This window comes from Mycoplasma miroungirhinis (assembly GCF_013008815.1).
Classification (GTDB): Bacteria; Bacillota_I; Bacilli_A; order Mycoplasmatales; family Metamycoplasmataceae; genus Metamycoplasma; species Metamycoplasma miroungirhinis.
The window spans coordinates 196,554-217,445 of sequence record NZ_CP053097.1; the positions used below are offsets into that span (position 1 = coordinate 196,554).

At 23.0% G+C, this 20,892-nt stretch carries 20 protein-coding genes; 19 read left to right on the forward strand and 1 reads right to left on the reverse strand.

Annotated elements, in window-relative coordinates; translation table 4 throughout:
• The first annotated feature begins 64 nt into the window (after window positions 1-64).
• The 8 genes from prfA to HLA92_RS01065 all read left to right on the forward strand — a co-directional run bounded on the left by prfA (window position 65) and on the right by HLA92_RS01065 (window position 6,945).
• On the forward strand, window positions 65-1,159 hold the full coding sequence (gene prfA / locus HLA92_RS01030) for a peptide chain release factor 1 (RefSeq protein ID WP_171112651.1): 1,095 nt from the start codon (window positions 65-67) through the stop codon (window positions 1,157-1,159).
• Window positions 1,152-1,850 carry a peptide chain release factor N(5)-glutamine methyltransferase gene (locus tag HLA92_RS01035; RefSeq protein WP_171112653.1) on the forward strand — a complete coding sequence of 233 codons (699 nt, stop codon included), beginning with the start codon at window positions 1,152-1,154 and terminating at the stop codon, window positions 1,848-1,850. Before prfA ends, HLA92_RS01035 begins: the two co-directional genes overlap by 8 nt.
• Window positions 1,851-1,891: 41 nt before the next feature.
• The gene (gene dnaJ, locus HLA92_RS01040) at window positions 1,892-3,004 is read left to right on the forward strand and encodes a molecular chaperone DnaJ (protein WP_171112655.1); all 1,113 of its coding nucleotides are present in this window, start codon (window positions 1,892-1,894) and stop codon (window positions 3,002-3,004) included.
• A gap of 264 nt (window positions 3,005-3,268) precedes the next feature.
• Complete coding sequence (locus HLA92_RS01045; RefSeq protein ID WP_171112658.1) at window positions 3,269-3,706, forward strand: hypothetical protein; 438 nt, start codon at window positions 3,269-3,271, stop codon at window positions 3,704-3,706.
• A complete protein-coding gene (cmk, locus tag HLA92_RS01050; RefSeq protein WP_171112660.1) occupies window positions 3,687-4,367 on the forward strand; it encodes a (d)CMP kinase in 681 nt (226 codons plus the stop codon). Before HLA92_RS01045 ends, cmk begins: the two co-directional genes overlap by 20 nt.
• Complete coding sequence (gene der, locus HLA92_RS01055) at window positions 4,367-5,680, forward strand: ribosome biogenesis GTPase Der (RefSeq protein ID WP_171112663.1); 1,314 nt, start codon at window positions 4,367-4,369, stop codon at window positions 5,678-5,680. The genes cmk and der overlap by 1 nt, the downstream gene beginning before the upstream one ends.
• Window positions 5,664-6,671 carry an NAD(P)H-dependent glycerol-3-phosphate dehydrogenase gene (locus tag HLA92_RS01060; RefSeq protein WP_171112665.1) on the forward strand — a complete coding sequence of 336 codons (1,008 nt, stop codon included), beginning with the start codon at window positions 5,664-5,666 and terminating at the stop codon, window positions 6,669-6,671. Before der ends, HLA92_RS01060 begins: the two co-directional genes overlap by 17 nt.
• Before the next feature lies 1 nt (window position 6,672).
• Window positions 6,673-6,945 carry an HU family DNA-binding protein gene (locus tag HLA92_RS01065; RefSeq protein WP_171112668.1) on the forward strand — a complete coding sequence of 91 codons (273 nt, stop codon included), beginning with the start codon at window positions 6,673-6,675 and terminating at the stop codon, window positions 6,943-6,945.
• Here the strand turns inward: HLA92_RS01065 and recU are convergent.
• Complete coding sequence (gene recU, locus HLA92_RS01070; protein WP_171112670.1) at window positions 6,938-7,429, reverse strand: Holliday junction resolvase RecU; 492 nt, start codon at window positions 7,427-7,429, stop codon at window positions 6,938-6,940. The two genes, HLA92_RS01065 and recU, sit on opposite strands and share 8 nt — an antisense overlap.
• Before the next feature lie 98 nt (window positions 7,430-7,527).
• Between recU and HLA92_RS01075 the strand changes: the two genes are divergently transcribed.
• Genes HLA92_RS01075 through HLA92_RS03375 form a run of 11 tightly spaced genes read left to right on the forward strand, consistent with a single transcriptional unit; the run spans window position 7,528 to window position 20,870 of the window.
• A complete protein-coding gene (locus tag HLA92_RS01075) occupies window positions 7,528-7,833 on the forward strand; it encodes a holo-ACP synthase (RefSeq protein ID WP_171112672.1) in 306 nt (101 codons plus the stop codon).
• Complete coding sequence (locus HLA92_RS01080; RefSeq protein ID WP_171112674.1) at window positions 7,833-8,696, forward strand: lysophospholipid acyltransferase family protein; 864 nt, start codon at window positions 7,833-7,835, stop codon at window positions 8,694-8,696. The genes HLA92_RS01075 and HLA92_RS01080 overlap by 1 nt, the downstream gene beginning before the upstream one ends.
• Window positions 8,697-8,699: 3 nt before the next feature.
• Window positions 8,700-9,449 carry a segregation/condensation protein A gene (locus tag HLA92_RS01085; RefSeq protein ID WP_171112676.1) on the forward strand — a complete coding sequence of 250 codons (750 nt, stop codon included), beginning with the start codon at window positions 8,700-8,702 and terminating at the stop codon, window positions 9,447-9,449.
• On the forward strand, window positions 9,442-10,080 hold the full coding sequence (scpB, locus tag HLA92_RS01090; RefSeq protein ID WP_171112678.1) for an SMC-Scp complex subunit ScpB: 639 nt from the start codon (window positions 9,442-9,444) through the stop codon (window positions 10,078-10,080). The genes HLA92_RS01085 and scpB overlap by 8 nt, the downstream gene beginning before the upstream one ends.
• The gene (locus HLA92_RS01095; protein ID WP_171112680.1) at window positions 10,067-10,906 is read left to right on the forward strand and encodes a pseudouridine synthase family protein; all 840 of its coding nucleotides are present in this window, start codon (window positions 10,067-10,069) and stop codon (window positions 10,904-10,906) included. The genes scpB and HLA92_RS01095 overlap by 14 nt, the downstream gene beginning before the upstream one ends.
• Before the next feature lie 8 nt (window positions 10,907-10,914).
• The gene (locus HLA92_RS01100) at window positions 10,915-11,208 is read left to right on the forward strand and encodes an Asp-tRNA(Asn)/Glu-tRNA(Gln) amidotransferase subunit GatC (RefSeq protein WP_171112682.1); all 294 of its coding nucleotides are present in this window, start codon (window positions 10,915-10,917) and stop codon (window positions 11,206-11,208) included.
• Window positions 11,201-12,517 (forward strand): amidase family protein, encoded by a 1,317-nt coding sequence (locus HLA92_RS01105; RefSeq protein WP_171112685.1) that lies wholly within the window; start codon window positions 11,201-11,203, stop codon window positions 12,515-12,517. Before HLA92_RS01100 ends, HLA92_RS01105 begins: the two co-directional genes overlap by 8 nt.
• Complete coding sequence (gatB, locus tag HLA92_RS01110; protein ID WP_171112687.1) at window positions 12,517-13,947, forward strand: Asp-tRNA(Asn)/Glu-tRNA(Gln) amidotransferase subunit GatB; 1,431 nt, start codon at window positions 12,517-12,519, stop codon at window positions 13,945-13,947. Before HLA92_RS01105 ends, gatB begins: the two co-directional genes overlap by 1 nt.
• Window position 13,948: 1 nt before the next feature.
• Window positions 13,949-14,986, forward strand: coding sequence for a YhjD/YihY/BrkB family envelope integrity protein (locus HLA92_RS01115; RefSeq protein ID WP_171112689.1), 1,038 nt, complete (start codon window positions 13,949-13,951; stop codon window positions 14,984-14,986).
• A gap of 59 nt (window positions 14,987-15,045) precedes the next feature.
• Window positions 15,046-16,050, forward strand: coding sequence for an ECF transporter S component (locus HLA92_RS01120; protein WP_171112691.1), 1,005 nt, complete (start codon window positions 15,046-15,048; stop codon window positions 16,048-16,050).
• Window positions 16,050-20,870: a valine--tRNA ligase gene (locus HLA92_RS03375; protein ID WP_237023534.1), complete on the forward strand. Its 4,821-nt coding sequence runs from the start codon at window positions 16,050-16,052 to the stop codon at window positions 20,868-20,870. The genes HLA92_RS01120 and HLA92_RS03375 overlap by 1 nt, the downstream gene beginning before the upstream one ends.
• Window positions 20,871-20,892: the final 22 nt, after the last annotated feature.

Genomic DNA, 20,892 nt, shown 5'->3' on the forward strand with positions numbered 1-20,892 from the left:
ACATATGATGACTTTTAGTACAATATGTACTAAAATAAATAAATTATTATATAATAATAAAATTATGGAAAAAACAATGTATCAAAGCTTATTAGCTATTAAATTAAAATTTGAAGATATTTCTAATTCATTACAAAAACCAGAAATATATGAAGACATTAAAAAATATAATTCACTATTAAAACAACAAAATTCAATTAGAGACATATATACTCAATTTTCAAATTATTTAGAACTAGAAATGGCATATAATCAAGCAAAAGAAGTTTTAAAAACAGAAAAAGATCACGAATTGCTTGAATTAGCTAAAATTGAAATTGAAGAAACACAACAACAAATGAATGAAAGTGAAGAAGAACTAAAAATTCTTTTATTACCTAAAGATGAAAACGATGAACGTGATGTAATTATGGAAATAAGAGGAGCTGCTGGTGGTGACGAAGCTAATATTTTTGCTGGAGACTTATTCAAAATTTATCAAAAATATTGTGATAGTGAGAATATGAAAATAAAATTTATTGATTCAACATTTGGTGCTGCTGGTGGATTTAGTCAACTAGTTTTTAGTGTAAGTGGAGACAAAGTTTTTTCTAAATTAAAATTTGAACGTGGAGTGCATCGAGTACAAAGAATTCCTGCTACTGAAACTCAAGGTAGAGTTCATACATCTACTGTTACTGTTACTGTTTTACCTGCTGTTGATGATGATGTAGAGATAGATATTAAAACTCAAGATTTAAAAATAGATACATTTAGATCATCAGGTGCTGGTGGTCAAAGTGTTAATACTACTGATAGTGCTGTAAGAATCACCCATATTCCTACAGGAATCATTGTTACATCACAAGATGAACGTTCACAAATTGCTAACCGTCAACAGGCTATGAATTTATTAAAATCAAAAATTTATCAATTAGAATTGTCTAAGCGCGAAGCTGAAGAAAGTGCATTAAGAAAATTAACAGGTAGTGGGGATAGAAGTGAAAAAATTAGAACATATAATTATCCTCAAGATCGTGTAACAGATCATAGAATTTCATTTAATGCTTCATTAAAAAGTGTTGCTGATGGAAAATTAAATTTAATTATTGATGCTTTATTAAGTGAAGAAAAAGCTGAAAAAATTAAAATGATTGGTGAAAAACAAACAAATGATTAATAAAGAAATTTTATTAAGAGAAAAAATAAGATACAATCTTCCTTTAAATATTTCTAAAAAAGAACTTAAACTTCTAAAAAAAGATTATCCAGTACAAAGAATTATTGGTTATTGCGAAATGCAATCAGTTTTAGTTTTTTTAAATAAATTTACTTTAATTCCACGTTATGAAACTGAAGAAGTGATTTTAAAATGTTATGAATTTTTAAATAAAGATTCAGAAGTTTTAGATTTAGGAACAGGAACTGGAATAATTGGTTTAGCAATTAAAAAAAATATTGATTGTAAAGTAACATTAATTGATAAAAGTAAAAAAATATTAAAAATTACGAAAAAAAACGCTCAATATAATCATTTAAATGTTGAAATATTCAAAAGTAATTGATTTTCTAATGTTTATAAAAAATATGATTTAATTGTGGTTAATCCTCCTTATTTAAACAAAAGAAAAATAAAAAAACGTAATCGACCTAAATTTGATCCTTCATATGCGTTATATGCAAAAGATGAAGGTTTAAAAGAATATAAAAAAATTTTAAAAGATTATAAACATTTTTTAAAACCTCATGGGGTTTTGATTTTTGAAATTGATGATTTTGTTGCTAAATATTTTGAAAAAAATTATCCAAATCAAGAAATAATTAAAGATATTAATAATAAAAAAAGAATTGTCATCATACGGGATATATAATTTTTTAGCACTCTAATTAATTTTGTGCTAAAATTAAGTCTATGAGTAAAAAACGAGATTATTATGAAATTTTAGGCATTTCAAAAAATGCTACTGAAAAAGATATTAAAAGTGCATATCGTAAATTAGCAATGAAATATCATCCAGACAGAAACAAAGAAGCAGATGCAGAAGAAAAATTTAAAGAAGTTTCAGAGGCTTATGAAGTTTTAAGTAGTGCTGAAAAACGTGCTAAATATGATAAATTCGGTCATGCTGCATTTGAACAAGGTGGAGCAGCAGGATTTGGAGATGCTTCTGATATTTTTAGATCTTTTTTTGGTGGATTTGGTAAAAGTTTTGGTGAATCTTTTGAATTTGGTGATATTTTTGGTTCTTCAAGAAGTTATGGACCACAAAAAGGAAGAGATATAGAAGAACAAATCACTATTGAATTTTTAGATAGTGTTTATGGAAAAAATATTAATGTGAAATTACCAAAAATTGAAACATGTTATAAATGTAAAGGAACAGGTGCAGAATCTCCTGAAGATCTTATAACATGTGATAAATGTTCAGGTTCAGGACAAATTAATACTTCTATGTTAGGTTTTTTTCAAACTGTTAGTACATGTGATAAATGTCTAGGGTCAGGAAAAATTGTTAAAAAATCATGTTCTGTTTGTAAAGGTAAGAAAATTACAAAAGAATATGAAACAAAAGAAATTAATATTCCAGCCGGAATTTTCAGTGGGCAAGCTATTGTTATTTCAGGTTACGGAACACCTTCAACAAATAATGGTCCAAAAGGTGATCTACATTTAGTTATAAACGTTAAAAAACATCCTTATTATCGTCGAGTTGATAATGATATTATTATTGAAGTTCCTGTTTCTATTAAATCAATTATTGCAGAAGAAACAATTGAAATTCCTACTCCATATGGTAAAAAACCATTAAAAATCCATTCAGATACAAAAGATGGTGATAAATTTATTATAAAAGATGCTGGAATTAAATATTTAAATAGAAACTTAATGGGTAAAATGATAGTAATTATTAAAACTTATATTCCAAAACTTTCTAAACAAGAAAAAAATATCATTTTAGACACTTTAAATAATAACAAAGATAAATATTACTCACAATGAGTTGATGATGTAATCAAAGGTTAAAAAATTAACATAAATAATGAAATTAACATTTGTTTAAATGTTAATTTTTTAATATTTTGTTAATTATTGGTTAATTAAAAAAATTATCACATAAATAAATTTATCTACTAAAACAAAGTTAAACTAATTAAGTTTTCAAAAAATTATAATATTAAGAATTTGTTGATGAAGATATTTATTTTAGTTATTTACGTTTATTTTTTTATTTTTTAATTTTAAAATTTTGCATTTTATTTTGATAAAAATATCTTATAATAAGATATTATGATCAGTAGAAAAAAATATTGACAAGAATACAGAGATGAATTAAAATCATTAATTTCTATTCAAAATAACATAAAAAAAGAAAACAAAAATTTTAATAAAAAAAGTCAACAAATTCTTAATAACATTCCTGATCACAAAAAAATGCTAGATGAATTAAATAATCAGTTAAATTTAAATTTTTTTCCATTTGAATATAACCTAGATAAAGAATCTATTTTTTTAGATGATATTAAAATAACATACTCAACAAAAAAAATTACTGAATTAAGTAATCAAATAAATGACATTTTAAATCATCCATTAAATAAAAAGGATTTTTTAATAAAAGTTAAAAACTTAGTTTTAAATAATGAAATTGTCGAAATTCAAAATGATTTAAATAAAGAATTACAAAATATAAAAAGAGGGATAGAATATGATAAAAAAACGAATTAATATTGCAATTGATGGACCTTCTGGAGTGGGAAAAAGTTCAGTAGCAAAATTACTTGCAAAACAACTAGGTTTCTTTTTTATAAGCAGTGGTTCTTTATATAGATTATCTGCATTACTTGCAATTGAAAAAAATATAGATATAAAAGATGTAAATAAAGTACTTTCACTATGAGAATTTAGCGATCTTCGTGTTGATTCATCTGAAAATTGATTTTTTAAAGATAAAAATGTTACTTCACAGTTAAGAGATGATAAAGTTTCAAAATTAGCAAGTGATATAGCAACTATTTCAGAACTTAGAAAAAAAATAGTTCAATTTCTTCAATGATATTCTGAATCATTTAAAGGCGTAATTATTGATGGTCGAGATGCAACATATAAAATTTTACCTAATGCAGAACTAAAAATATTTTTATGAGCAAAAGCAGAAATTAGAGCACAGCGTAGAATGTTACAAAATTTAGAACTTGGTTTTGAATCAAATTATGAAGAAGTATTAGAACAAATTAAAATAAGAGATTATCAAGATGTAAATCGAAAAGAAGATCCTTTAAAAGTTTCAGAAGGTTCAATTGAAATTGATTCAAGTAATATGAGTATTTTAGAAGTATATGAACAAATATATGAACTAGCAATAAGTAAAATAAATGAGGTTAACTAATGAAAGATCTCGTTGCAATAGTTGGAAAACCTAATGTTGGAAAATCCACATTATTTAATAAATTAATTAACAAAAGAAAATCAATAGTTGATAATGAACCAGGAGTGACTAGAGATAGAATTTATGATGAAGCATATTGAACTGGTACTAAATTTAGAGTAGTAGATACTGGTGGAATTACTTTTAATGATAATGATAATTTTCAATCTCAAATAACTCTTCAAGCACAAATAGCAATTGAAGAAGCAAGTATTATTATTTTTATTTTAGATGCTACACATGATTTAACAAAAGAAGATTATTATGTTGCAGACTTATTAAGAAAAAGTTCTAAAAAAATTATTGTTGCTTTAAATAAATTGGAAGGCAAAAAAGGGGAATTTGATCCAATTTTTTATAGTTTAGGGTTTGATGATATATTTCCAATTAGTAGTATTCACGGTGAAGGTATTGGCGAAATGCTTGATAAAGTGACTTCTTTAATTCATAATTCAAATAATGATAATTTAAATACTTTTAAGTTATCTATTATTGGAAAACCTAATGTTGGAAAAAGTTCACTTTTAAATGCATTAAGTGGTAAATATCGTTCAATAGTTTCAGATATAAGTGGCACAACTCGTGATAGTATAAGTGAATTTATCAATATAAATAATGAAGAATTTGAAGTCATAGATACTGCAGGAATAATAAGAAAATCAAAATTAATAGAAAATGTAGAATATTATGCTTTAATGCGTGCAATGCAAAGTTTAGAAGATGCTGATTTAACCATTTTGATGTTAGATGCAACTGAAAATATTCATCATTTTCATTTAAGAATTACTGGTTTTGCATATGAAAAACGAAAACCATTAATTATTGTTGTGAACAAGTGAGATTTAATTGAAAAAGAAACTAATACAATGGCTGAGTTTAAAAAGAATTTATATGAAAAATTTAAATTTGTTGATTGAGCTCCAATTATTTTCATAAGTGCCAAAACAACACAAAGATTAGACAAATTAAAACAAAAAATTTGTGAAGTAAAAGAAAATATATCAAGAAAAATACCAACAAATAAATTAAATAGTTTTTTAGTTGATATTCAAATGTTTAAACCAGCACCATCTTTTAAAGGTAAAAGATTAAGTATTTCATTTATTCAACAAATCGAATCTAAAATACCAACATTTATTTTGTATGTAAATAATCGTGAATATGCACATTTTAGTTATTTAAGATATATTGAAAATCAAATTAGAACATATTTTAATTTTGAAGGAACACCTATAAATTTATTATTAAGGAATAAAAATGAAACAAAATACTAATGAAAATATTACAATAATTGGTTCAGGTTCAATGGGAACAGCACTTGCTAAAGTTTTGTTTAATAACGGACATAACGTTACAATTTACGGAATAGATAATCAAGAATTAAAAGAATTAAGAGAAGGTAAAAACACAAAATATTTTCCAGAAACAACTTATTTACCAAATTTTAAAACTACCAATAATTTAAAAGAAGCTCTATATAATACAAATTATGTTGTTTTTGCAGTTCCATCAAAATTGATGGATGATGCTTTTAAAAAAACCATTGAAAATCTTCAATCTCAAGTAGTACTTATTAATGTTGCAAAAGGATTTTATCCTAATACAATAACTCCTTTACATACAGAATTTAAAAATTTAACTAAAAATAATTTAAATATTTTAGGAGTTGTGTCACTGATAGGTCCAAGTCATGCAGAAGAAATTGTAAAAGATTCAATAACCGTTGTTGATGCGGTTGATGAAAATATCGAAATTGCCAAAAAAGTTCAAAATTTATTTTCAAATCATTACTTTAGAGTGTATACCCAAACAGATGTAATTGGTGCAGAAATTGGAAGTATTTTTAAAAATGTTTTAGCAATTGCAAGCGGTATTTTGTATGAAAAAAATTATGGTATTAATACAAGAGCAGCGCTTATTACTAGAGGTCTTGTAGAAATGAAAAAATATGCACTATATAATGGCGGAAAACTAGAAACATTATTTGGTTTAACTGGTATTGGTGATTTAATTGTGACTGCTTTTAGTGAATTTTCTCGTAATTTTAGTTTTGGAAAATTATATGGAAAAATCGGAAAAGAAGCTCTAAATACTCAAAAAACAGTTGAAGGCCTTACTGCACTTAAGGCAATTTATGAAAATGTTATTAAAACAAATTTAATGGAATTACCAATTACAAATGGTTTATATCAAGTAATTTTTAATGATTATGATATTAATGAGATGTTAAATAAATTAATTACAAGAGATTTAAAAGAAGAATAATATGAACAAAAAACAGTTATTACAAGAAGTTTCAAAAAAATTAAATCTCAACTATTTAGAAATAGTAAATGTTTATGATACAATTGAACAAATTATTTTAGAAAATCTTAAAAATAAACAAAAAATTTCTATTAGTGGTTTTGGTACATTTACTACTTCATATAAAGAAAAAAAAGAAACAATTAATAAATTTTCACAAAAACCATTAATAGTGCAAGCTAAATATGAACCCAAATTTAAATTTTCAAAAGTAGTTAAGCAAAAAATTAATTAATACAATTTACATAATCTAAAATTCCTGGAAAAATTAAATTTATTTTTTTAGAAATTTTAATCGCTTCTTCAAATGACAGCGATTTTTTATTTTTAAAAATTTTATCCATTTCTAAACAATTTATAAACAAAAAACTGTCAAAATGTTTAAAAAATATTATATAAAAACCTATACCTCCAAACTTAGTTACATCTAATAAATAATTATGTTGATGTTTTTTAATATTATTTAATGAAAATGTTTTGGAATCAGTCTCTTTTGCTTCAAAAGCGATGAATTTACCTTTATATACACCATAATAATCTACTGTGCTTTTGGAAAAAATATTTGCATCTTTTGCTTCTAATTTTTCATTTTTATTAACTATTTTTTTAAATTTAATATTTAACTCTTTTTTATGACAAAAAGCAATTTTATTGATGTAATATTTTTCATTTGTTTTATTGATAATACTCTCTAATAACATACCACGATTTTTTTGCATTTATATCTCCTTAATATTAAAAGTAAAAAAGTTAAATAAAATATAAATATTTTATTAAAGTAAGTTCAAATATCAAAAATAATTTATAATTAAATAATATGAAAAAAGTTGGAATAGATATTACTTCAATTAGCAGATTTATAAATAAAAGTGATGAATTTGCAAAAAGAATTTTATCTCCTGCAGAATTAAAAGAATATCAAATAATAAATAATAAAAGTAAATATTTAGCCACAAGATGGGCAATTAAAGAAGCAATTTTTAAAGCAGATAATACATTTAGTACTTTTTCCAACATAAATATTGAAAAAAATCAGAAATACTACTTTAAAGATTTTGAAATATCTACAAGTAGTGAAGGTGATTTAGTAATTGCAACTGCAATTAAAATAAAGGAGAAATAATGAATATAAAATTAAAAATGATTTTGCTTAGTCCAATTTGATTATGAAGGTTTTTTAGAATAATTTCAAAATCAAATACATATCGTCGTAATCCAACATTATATGTAGCACAAGAAAGACATGATTATGTTTTAAAAAGAGTAAAAAAAATCTTAAAAACTTTAAAAATTCAATTAAAAATTAAAGGTTTTGACAAATTACCTCAAAGTGCTATTTTATATGCTAATCATGTTTCTAATCTAGATCCATTAATCATTTTAGCTGCACTGGAAAAACAAAGTAAGGAGAAATCTATTAAAAATAAAATTGTTAATTTTCTTGCAAAACAAGAATTGGAAAACAATTGAAAAACCAGAATACCTTTAAATTTAATTGATACGTTTTATTTAAATCGACAAAATCCTCGAGAAGCATTAAAAACTATTGATTCATTTGGAACTTTTATTAAAGAAAATAAATCATTAGGAGTTATTTTTCCAGAAGGTACAAGATCGCAAAGTGATAAATTATTAGATTTTAAGCCAGGAGCATTTAAAATTCCTAAATCTAAATTTTTTGCTATTGTTCCTATAACTATTAACAACAGTGGTCAAGCACTAAATCCCAAAAGATCTAAAAAATTAACAATAGAAGTTATTTTTCATGACCCAATTGATGCATTTAAAATTCAAAATTTAGAAACATATCAAATCGCACATATTGTAAAAAATACAATTGAATCAAAATATACAAAACAAGACGTATATGTTTCTAAAAAGTCACTAAAACCTCAAAAAGTTAAAAATAAATTAACATATGTTGAAAAAAGAGCAAAAAAACAAGCTAAATTAGAAGCAAAAGCAAATAAATATAAGGATTTTTAGAATATGGAAGATATTTCAAATAAAAATAACGAAATTATATTTAATTTAAAAAATTTTAACGGTCCGCTTGATTTATTAGTTACTTTAATAAAAGAAAAAAATGTTGATATTTTTGATATAAATTTATCAGAACTTGCTACTCAGTATTTGCAAATTATTGAAAATATGAACAAAATAGATATTGATATAGCTAGTGAATATTTAGTTATGGCTGCTAATTTAATTCATTTAAAAGCACGAATTATTTTACAAAGTCCACAAGAAGAAGAAGAGATAAAAAAAGAAAAAATAAGACTTTTAAGTCAAATTGCAGAATATCAGAAGTTTAAAGAAATTTCATTAACTTTAAGAGAACAAGAACAAGAAAGAAAACAATTATTTCAAAAATCACCAAGCGATTTAACATCTTTTGTCAAAGAAATAGATGAAAGTGTTTTAGATGGTCATTCATCTTCAACGAGATTAACAATTATTTTAAGAAAAATGTTTGAAAGAACTTATGCAGAAGCTTTAAAAAATATTTCTTTACAGACTCAAAATATTAGTCCAGAAGAGATGAAAAAAGTTATATTAGATTTATTTAAAACTAAAGATATTTTAACTTTTAATGAAATATTTACTGTACCTACAATGGGACATTTTGTTATTAGTTTGTTAGCTTTATTAGATTTATCTAGACAACAAAAAGTTGTTATTGAAGCAAATAATGAATCAGAAATTATAAAAATTTCAAAAGGTATTAAATATGAATAATTACTCAAAAATAATAGAAGCATTACTTTATGTTCAAGGTGATGAAGGTTTAAGTAGTAAACAATTAAAAGAATCTTTGAAAATAGAATCAGTTACTTTAGCAAGAACATTATTAAAAAAATTTGCAAATGAATTTAATGACCAAGATAGAGGAATTAAGGTTCATGAATTTAATGACATATTTAAATTTTTAACTACTGATGAATCAAAAGAAGCTATTAGTGAATTAGTAACAGTTGCAAGAAGACAAAATCTTTCACAAGCAGCAATAGAAACAGTTGGAATAATAGCATATAAACAACCTATCACTAGATCAATGATAAATAATATTAGAGGTGTTGTAAGTGATAATATTGTAGTAACACTTTTAACAAAAGGAATTATTGAAGAAGTGGGAGTAGCTCAAACTCCTGGACAACCTATTTTATACGGTATAACTGATAAATTTTATGATTATTTTAAAATTAAAAGTTTAGCCGAATTACCTCCTTTTCCTGAATTTAATAATTACTCAAGTGAAGGTACTTTAAATGAAGAAGAATTCGATTTATTTAATAGTCAAAGACAAATTGAAGAAAATTCTAAATTAGAGCAATTAATAGAAGAAATGGAAGAAAATGAAACAATTTAAAGCAACAAAAAATGATCAAGGTCGTAGTTTATTTAAATTCATAATAAAAAGAGCTGATAATGTTCCTATTTCAAAAATTGAAAAAGTTTTTCGTAAAAAAGATATTAAAGTTAACAACATAAGAACAAATGACAAACAATACAAAATCCAAGAAAATGATGTTGTTACTATTTATGGAATTGAAGATACAACAAAAGATAATGAAAATATATTTAATAAAGCTAATATAACCTTTAAAAAAGTATATGAAGATGATGATATTTTAATTGTTGATAAAAAAGCTGGAATAGCAATGTCAAATGAGTTAAATTGTTTAAATGATCAAGTTTTAACATATTTAAAATTTCAAAAAACAGATAGTTTTATACCTGATTCCATCGGTCGATTAGATAAAGTTACAAGTGGGCTTGTAATTTATGCCAAAAATTATGCAACATTAGTAGAATTTAAACAAAAACAAGAAAATTTCATTAAAATATATCAATTTTTAAGTGATATTAATCAAAATAAAGTAGTAACAGTAAAACTAATTAAAGATGTTGAAAAACAAAAAATGAAAGTTTCAAATGATAAACAAGGCACAAAAGCTATTACAAGATTTTTTGTTGAAAATAATAAAAAATATGCAGAAATTAAAACTGGTAAAAAGCATCAAATTCGAGCAACTCTTGAATATTTAGGATTTCCTATTTTAGGTGATACAAAATATGGAGCAAAAAAGTCACACCGTGTGTTTTTACATTCATATAGTATAACAATTAGAAACTTAGATAAAAAATGAGATCATTTAAATGATCAACAATTTATAAGTTATCCAAAATGATAGGAGCAATGATGGAAAAAGAAAAAATGATAAGTTTAGCACGTAGTCTTCTTTTTGAACCAAAAGAAGAACTTTTTAAATTGATGAGTAAAGAGCACGAAGAAATAAAAAAACAACTACTTTTACTTGATAAATTTGATTTAACTAACATAGAAGCTATGACACATATCAATTCAGAAACTATAAACTTTGACTTATTAAGAGAAGATGTTCCCCACAAAGGTTTAGAAAAAGAAAAATTGCTATCCAATGCAAAAATTCATGATAATGATTTTGTTATTATCAGAAAGGTTATTAATGATTAAAAAAGGAAATTTAGAAGCAGCTATTTTGGATGCAAAACATGATGATAATAATGCTATATCATTTATTTATGAAAATGCAAAACTAAATAATCATGGTCCTCTTGCAAATACAGTTTTTAGTTTAAAAAGTAATTATGCAACAAAAGATGCAGTATCACATGCTTCAAGTTACTTTTTAGAAAATTTTCATCCTTATTATGATGCTACAGTTGTTTCATTGTTAAAAGATGCTGGTGCTACTTGTGCATTTAAAACTCATTTAGATGAATTTGGTCTGGGTGGTAGTGGTACTTTTTCTCATTATGGAATTGTTGCAAATCCATTAAATAAAGACCATTATGTAGGTGGTTCAAGTTCAGGATCAGCTGCTACATTAAATGATAATATTTCTTTTGCAATAGGTTCAGATACTGGTGATAGTGTAAGAAAACCTGCAAGTTATGTGGACAAAATAGGGTTTAAACCTTCGTATGGAGCGGTAAGTAGATACGGATTATTTGCTTTTGCTTCTTCACTTGATACTGTTGCTTGAATGACACATAATGTAAATGATGCTTTTGAAATTGCTAATGTTGTTTTTAAGGAAGATTTTAAAAATGATAATACATCTCAAAACTTAGAATTTTTAAAAAATAAAATAATTGAAAATAAACCAAATGTTATTTCTTATTTAGATTGTTTTAATTTTTTAACTAAAGAAGTAGCAACTAGTTATCAAAACTTATTAAATAAATTAAAAGCAAATAATATTACATTACAGCCTATTAAAGTTGATGAAGATCTTCTTAATTGTATTTCTGTTGTTTATCAAATCATTGCTTTTACCGAAGCATCTTCAAATCTTGCAAATTTAAGTGGTATTCATTTTGGACAACAAATTTCCGATGATAATTGAGAACAAACATATCTGAAAACACGTCAAAGTGGTTTAGGTTTAATGGTACAAAGAAGAATATTATTAGGAAGTTATTATTTAGAAAAAGATAATCAAGACAAATACTTAAAAAAAGCTCAAAAAATGCGTCGTTATTTAGTAAATTACTTTACTAATATTCATAATAACTGTGATATTTTCATTTATCCTGCAACAAAATCATCAGCTCCGCGTTTTGATTCAAAATCAACTATTACTTTTATGGATGATATTTTAACAAATGCTAATTTAATAGGTAATCCTTCAATTACAATTCCACTAGCAAAAGATGAAAATAATCTTCCTTTTTCAATTGCATTAGATGCAAAAAAATTTAATGATGTGAAATTATTACAATATGCATTATATATTGAAAAAATTATAGGAGAAAAATAATGAATTACTTAGATTATGAACCTGTTATTGGAATTGAAATTCATCTTGAACTTTCAACAAAAACTAAGATGTTTTCTTATGCTGAAAATAATTTTAATTTAGCTGCAAATACATCAGCTAGTGTCATTGATTTAGCATATCCTGGTACATTACCACTTTTAAATAAACAAGCTGTCATTTTCGGAATTAAATTAGCAAAAGCTTTAAATATGCAAATAGATAATGAACTACATTTTGATAGAAAAAATTATTTTTATCCTGATCTTCCTAAAGGTTATCAAATCACACAACAATTTAGACCAATTGCAAAAAATGGAATAGTTCCCATTGAAATTAATGATACTCTCAAAAATATTACTATTGAAAGAATTCATTTAGAAGAAGATACTGCAAAACAAATTCATGAAGATCAAAAAACATTTTTAAATTACAATCGTGCTGGAGTGCCTTTAATTGAAATTGTTTCTAATCCGGTTATAAGAAGTGCAAAAGAAGCAGCAGAATATGTTAATACAATTAGACTAATTGCACTGAGTTTAGGTATTAGTGATGCAAAAATGAATGAAGGTTCATTAAGAGCAGATATTAATATTTCTGTAAGAAAAAAAGGTCAAGAAACTTTTAATACTAGAGTAGAAATAAAAAACTTAAATTCTATTTCTAATGTAGAAAAAGCAATTGATTATGAATTTAAATGACAAGTTGAAAAAATACAAAATAACGAACAATTTCCACAACAAACTAAACGTTTTGATGAAACTAGTCAAACTACAAAAACAATGCGTTTAAAATCATCTGCAATTGATTATAAATATTTCCCTGAACCTAATATTCCTATTATTAAATTAACAAATGAACTTATTAACAGAATCATAATAGAAGAATTACCATGACAAAAAAAATCAAGATACATTGAAAATGGTTTAAATAAAGTGCAATATGATCAATTATTAAAAAATTTAGATTATGCTAATTTTGTTGATAATTTAGCAACAAAATCACAAATTAATTTAAAAAAAGTTACAAATTTATTTTTTAGTGATATTGTAAGTTTTTTAAATGAACAAAATTTAAATATCAATGATTTAAAAATATCTTTAGATTATTTAATCGCCGCTATTCAACTAATTGATCAAGTAAAAATTCAAAAAAATGCTTTAAATGTTATTTTATTGCAAACACAATTAAATCCTGCTTTAACATTAGATAGTATAATTGAAAATAATAATTTAAAATTAAAAGATTTAAGTGATGAAATAGAAATGTATCTTGATCAATTAATTCTTTCCAAACCTGAAATTATTGATGACTACAAACAAAATTCTGATAAAGTTTTAAAATTTTTAGTAGGACAAATTATGAAAAATTTTAAAGGACAAGCAAATCCAGTTACTACTAAACAAATAATTGAAAAAAAATTCAAAAAATAATATGTTAAAAAAACCTAAAACTGGTTGAAACAACCATAAAAAAAATAAATTTCAGAAATTTAAACATAATCTTAGTTTATTAAAATTTAATCACTCAACAAATGTCTTTCAAAAAGTTACTCGTTTTTTAATTTATTTTATATTAAAAGTTTCATTAAAAAAATATTTAAAAAATGATAATGAAAAAACTCATTCAATTGTTTTAGAGACACATAAAAAAATACATAGTCATGAATTTGCATTTATACCATCAGGTTTTTCGTTATATTTATTTATGAGTTTTATTCCTATTCTTTCTATTATTTCATCAATAGGCTATATAAATAAAGATTATGATGAAACAATTCACTTTGTATTAGGGAAAATAATACCAGGAATTGAAAATATTATTCCTAATTTTTTTGGTCATGGTAATGTTGTATCACAAACTGATATTTTTGTGGGTATATTTTTTATTATTTCTGCTTTTTGAATTTCGAGTGCTGGTTATTCTAAATTTGTTCAATCCAATAGTATTTTATATGAACATAAAAATTTAGGTAGTTGAGCTAGAAATCGATTAAAAGGTTTGTGAATTGTTATATGTATGACAATTTTACTTTTTGTTGTCTTTTTAATGCTTGTATCGTTTTTAACATTTTTAAAAAAAAGCGCTGGATATCAATTTAGTGATTGACAATTTAGTTTAACTTTTTATTTAATTTTACCTTTTTTGATTTTTAGTTTCTTTTTTATCGTTTATATTTTACTTTATCATTATTCACCGTTATTTAGATTAAAATACGCATATGTTATGCCAGGAGTATGAATTAGTGCTATTCCTACCAGTATATTTGTAATTATTTTTGGTTTTTTAACTTCACTTTTTAATTACAAAAAATTTGGATTAATTTCCTCTTTTATGTATATTGAATTATTTTTAATAACAATGAGTTATTTTACTTATACAGGTGTATTAATAAATGCTTCGTTTTATAAAACTTTTATTTCTACACAAACTATTGATAAAAAAATTAAACAAATTAAAAAACATCGTTAATATGTTAATTTATGTATAAATTCTATATAATTTAAATATAGAAAATTTAAGGAGTATTCATGGATAAAATTCCTGGTGGTATCAAACATTATATGAGTTGATTAAGAAGCCAAACACACATTAATTTTAGTAAGTGAAATTCTAAAAAAATTGCCTTTGTTGGAGTTTTAATTGCTATTAGTGTTGTATTTTTTATCATCAGTGTTCGTATCGTACCAATTAGTGCACTACCAAGTTTTAAGTTTTCATTTATCGGATTACCAGTAAAAATTACAGGATTTTTATTTGGACCTTTTATTGGTGCTATTACTGGAATTTTAGCTGATTTAATTAGTTTTGCATTAGTACCTACTTATTATAATGTTTTATATACTTTAGCAGTTGCTATAGCAGGTATTATTCCAGGTTTAATTTTATGATATTTTTCTAATTTAGGTGGTTTATTATTTAATTCCCGTTATAAAATTTATAAATATAAAGAAATAATTTCATTTTATAATAAAAAGTATAACGAAGCATTAAATGCTGGTGATTTTGTTTTATTACAAAATTATTCAGAAAAAATAGCAAAACAAGAAGTTGATTTAATAGTAATTGAATCTAAAAATAAACCAACAAGTTTAATTAATTTTTCATATATTTCTACATTAATTATTTTATGTATTCAAATATTAATAATAATAGTAACACTTTTAAATATTCCTGATAGTGTTTTCCAAAATAATAGATTTATAAAAAATAAATGATTTTATATAATATTAACTACAAGCGGTTTTGTTACTATGATTTTAAGTGTTACTATTTATAGACTAGTACTAAGAAGAAAATACCAAAGATTTATGGATATGATGGCGATTGTAACATTTTGTGGAATTTTAGAATTTACCAATGTTATCTTGTTATCATGAGGTGACTATCAATCATTAAAAACAGATTTTTGAATTAATATAACATCACATACATTATTAAGCCCAGCTAAGATGTGATTTAATTTAATTGTTATTTTTACTGCTTATCGAATAATATCACCATTAATAAATACAAAAACTGTAACAGGTTATTAATGAATTTAGATAAAAAAATTGTTCTTGAGTCGATAAGTTTAAGTAATTTTAATAAAAAAAGTAACCAAATATATTTTGATCAACTAGATTTTTATTTAAGCCAAAATAGTATTTTATCATTAGTTAATAAAAATAAATACATTCAAAATAAAATTTTCAAAGCTCTAACATTTGAAAATAATTTTTATAATTATCAAGGTTTTTTAATTTATGAAAATGAAGTTTTAAACACTAACAAAAAAAAGATTAAACAATTTTTAAATGATTTAAGTTATGGTTTTTACTTTGATATTATTCAAAATAATTATTCTTCAAAAAGATTAAGAGAATATATTGAAAAAAGATTTGAACTACTTATTAAAAATAAACCTAAAATACAAGAAGAATTTAATCATAAACATCAAAAAATTATTTCCGAATATTATAAAGACCTTGAAATTATTTATTTTCATTCTTTAAATACATTTTTACAAAAAGAAAATAGTTATTTTAATGATTTTTTTCAAAAATATACAAAAATATCTTTGAATTTAAATTCTAATAATTTCGATGATTGATTAAATATTATTAGTATATTAATTAAAAATTCTATTAATAATATTCAAGATATTGAACAAAATTTACTTACAAATTATAAAAATTATGGACAATTAATTGATAATAATATTTTACTGTTTAATAAACAAGAGATTCTGAAGTTAAGAGAATCAATTTCTAATGAAATTCATCATAAAAATAAATTAAAATCAAAGTGAAAAAAATATTTTATTTTTAAAAAACAAAATAAAAACAATAATTATGAAAAAATGAAAGTATTTTTTCAAATGATTAATGATATTCTTATTAAAAAACATGTTTATTTACATAAATTTAAAATAGCAAATCAAATTAATGAAAAAGAATATTATCAAAAAAGATATTTAGCATTTAAATTATTATGAAAATTTTTAATAAAAAATATTTTTAAATTAAGATGACTAGAAACTACTCAACTAAGAGAATTTTTAGAAGAAATTAAAAAATTTATAAATGAATTTGAATTCTTATTATTTTTTGATCAAAAACCAAGAAAAATCAAAAAAAATCAAAAGCAACTTGTTATTTTAATTAAAAACCAAATTAAAAGCATTTTCGATGAATATAAAAGAATTATCAACAAAAACAAAAAAGATTTTGCACTTGCAAAAAAAGAAATAATTTCTCAAAATAGTTGAAAAGTATTAAAAAATCAATTTTATAAAACTGAGGCTTTTAAAAATACAAAAAATAATTTTGAAAAACGTAAACAACAATTACAGTTAAAAGAATTAGAATTAGATTTAGCGTGAAATAATGAACAATTTGAAATTAATCATAACAAATTTAAACAAAAAATCCAATTCCAGCTTATAAAAGAAAAAAAATTATTTGATAAGAATTATGAATATCTTCAAACAATAGTTAAACAATTTGAACTTAAGTTTCAGAATTGGTTAGGATTTGCAAATAAGCAACCCAATCAAGAAATATTAATAACAAATTTAACTAAAAAATATAAATATTTAAAAAAACAAAAAGAACATTTATCTCACTATAAAGAAAGCCTTTTTAAAATATTTGAGGTAATAAATAATAAAAATTCTTCACAAGAAGCCAAAAATACGTTTTTATTAAAACAATTTATTTATGATTTTTTAGATCAATATAAAATTTCAAAAAAAAATTTAGAAACTAGAATTCATAATATTAACAACGAAATATTAATTAACTTAGAATTATTTGAAATTTTTTATTTTAAACCTAAAATTATATTAATTGGTAATTTAATAAATAAATTAAAACAATCTGAAAAGGAATATGTTTTAACAACAACAAATAAATATATTTTAGAAAATAAAATATCAGCAATTTATTTTTTAGACGATATACATTTAGCATCAAAATATTCAATGGATACTATTATTTTTGACAATGAACAAATAATTGAAAAAGGTAAAAGTTCATTGATAATTAAAAATCCAATTCACCCAGTTACAAAATATATTTTAAAAAATAATATTAGTCAAGAAATTTTAAATAATTATTTTTTAAATGCTACTAAATTTTTATCTAAACAATTTTTTAAAGTTGATAAAGGTCATAAAGTATTTTGTAACTGAAATAATTTAGTTTCTTGATCAACAAAAGAACAAATCAAGGATGAAAAATTATTTAATATTTTATTTAATGTAGAAACAAAATCACATAATAATATTAATGTTGAAGATCATTACGAATTAGCAGATACTATTATTGCTAACTTCAGTACAAAAACACAAGAGGAGATACAAAAACATATGGATAAAGTCTTTAATCATAAATTAGTAGAAAAAAATAGATATGAAAAATGAGTTCAATCTAAAGTGTTTGAAACACATAATAATACTAAAAGACCATTTACTATTATTTTACCACCTCCTAATGTAACAGGTATTTTACATATAGGCCATGCATTAGATACATATATTCAAGATACGATAATAAGATATAAAAAAATTCAAGGTTATGATACATTATTTTTACCGGCTAAAGATCATGCAGGTATTGCAACTCAATCAAAAGTGGAAAAACTATTACAAGAACAAGGAATTTCTAAACACAGTTTAGGAAGAGAAAAATTTATCGAAGAAGTTTGAAAATGGAAAGATAAACATTCACATTTAATTGATGAACAATGAAAACAATTAGGTTTAGCTCTAGATTATTCAAAAGAACGTTTTACATTAGATGAAAAAGCTAATAAAGCAGTATTAAAAGTTTTTGTTAGTTTATATAATAAAGGTTTAATATATCGAGGGAAAAAACCAATTTATTGAGATCCTATTCAAAAAACAGCATTAAGTAATATTGAAGTAATTAATGAATCCAAAAATCAAAAAATGTATTATATTAAATATCCTTTTAAAGATAATGAACATGAGTATTTAGAAATAGCAACTACAAGAATTGAAACATTATTTAGTGATGTTGCAGTTGCAATTAATCCAAATGATAGTAGATATTTACAACATTTAAATAAAACATTAATTCATCCTTTAACAAAAAAATTGATTCCAATTATAAGTGATGAATACATAGATATATCATTTGGAACTGGTATTATGAAAGTATCAGCTCATGCTATTGACGATATTAATATTATTGAAAAAAATGGTTTGGAAATTAATGAATGTATTAATGAAGAAGGTTTATTAAATGAATTAGCTAGAGAATTCAAAGGATTAGACAGAATAAATGCAAGAGAAAAAATTGCAAAAAAATTAGATCTTGAAGGTTATTTAATAAAATCAGAAGATATTGTATCAAATGTTGGAATAAGTGAAAGAAGTGGTGCTATTGTTGAAATTTTAGTAAGATCACAGTGATTTTTAAAAATGGAAGAGATGTCAAAAATGTTACTTGATAATCTTGAATCTGAAAATGCTGTTGAATTTATTCCTTCTCGTTTTAAAGATGTTATTAAATCATGAATGGAAAAAACATACGATTGAACCATTTCAAGACAATTATGATGAGGACATAGAATTCCGGCATATTATAAAGGTAATAGTACTATTGTATCATTAGAACATCCAGGTGAAGGTTGAATTCAAGATCCTGATGTTTTAGATACTTGATTTAGTAGTGGTTTAAGTCCTTTTGTATTTTTAGGATGACCTGAAAAAACTACTGATTTTAAAAGGTATTATCCAACACAACTTTTAGTAACAGGATATGATATTATTTTCTTCTGAGTTGCTAGAATGTATTTTATGGGGTTAGAATTTAATCAAAAAATACCATTTGAACAAGTTTTATTACATGGATTAGTTCGTGATTCACAAGGAAGAAAATTATCAAAAAGTTTAGGAAATGGAATTGATCCAATCGAAGTTATTGATAAATACGGAAGTGATGTATTAAGAATTTCTTTATTATTTAATTTAACAGCAGGTCAAGATATTCATTATTCTGAACAAAAATTAGAATCTTCAAAACTTTTTGTAAATAAATTTTGAAATATTGCAAGATATATAAAAAGTTTAGAAATAGATAATCAAAAAGACAAAAAAAATGATGCTTATGATAGTTGAATTTTAGACAAATTAAAACAATTTGAAGAAAATTTAACAATAAGTATGAATAAATATGATTTTAGTATTAGTTATAAATATATCCAAAAATTCTTAATCAATGAATTTAGTAATTGATATTTAGAATTTCTTAAATTTAAACCTAATAGTCAATTAGTTCATAAAATCTTTAAAAAAGTTCTTATTCTTATGCATCCATTTTTACCATTTACTACTGATTATTTATATGAAATAATGTATGATGAAAATATTTTAGATCTAAAAGATGTAGAAATTAATTATCCATTAAGAAAAAACTTAAAAACTCCAAAAATTATTGAAATAATTACAGAACTTAGAAAATATCGCGAAACTAAAAACATTTCTAAATCTAAAATTTTATTTTATTCAACTTCATATCAACAATTAACTAAAAATGATAAATTGATTATTGAAAAATTAGCAAATTTTAAATACAAAGAAAATTCTGATACCTTAATTCAAGCTTCAACTTTTATTATTAATATTTTATTAGACCAAGAAACTAAAGATTTAGAAATTAATAGATTAGAAAAATTAATTTTAGAAAATGAAAAAGATATAGAATTTGCAACTAATATGTTAAAGAATCCCAAATTTATTGCAAAAGCAAAAGCTGAAAAAGTAAAAGAAATTAAAGAAAAATTAACAGTCTTTGAAGCTAAACATCTTTCTTATACTGAAGAAATTAAGAAATTAAAAAATAATTAATCACAAAGTAAAAAAAACAAAA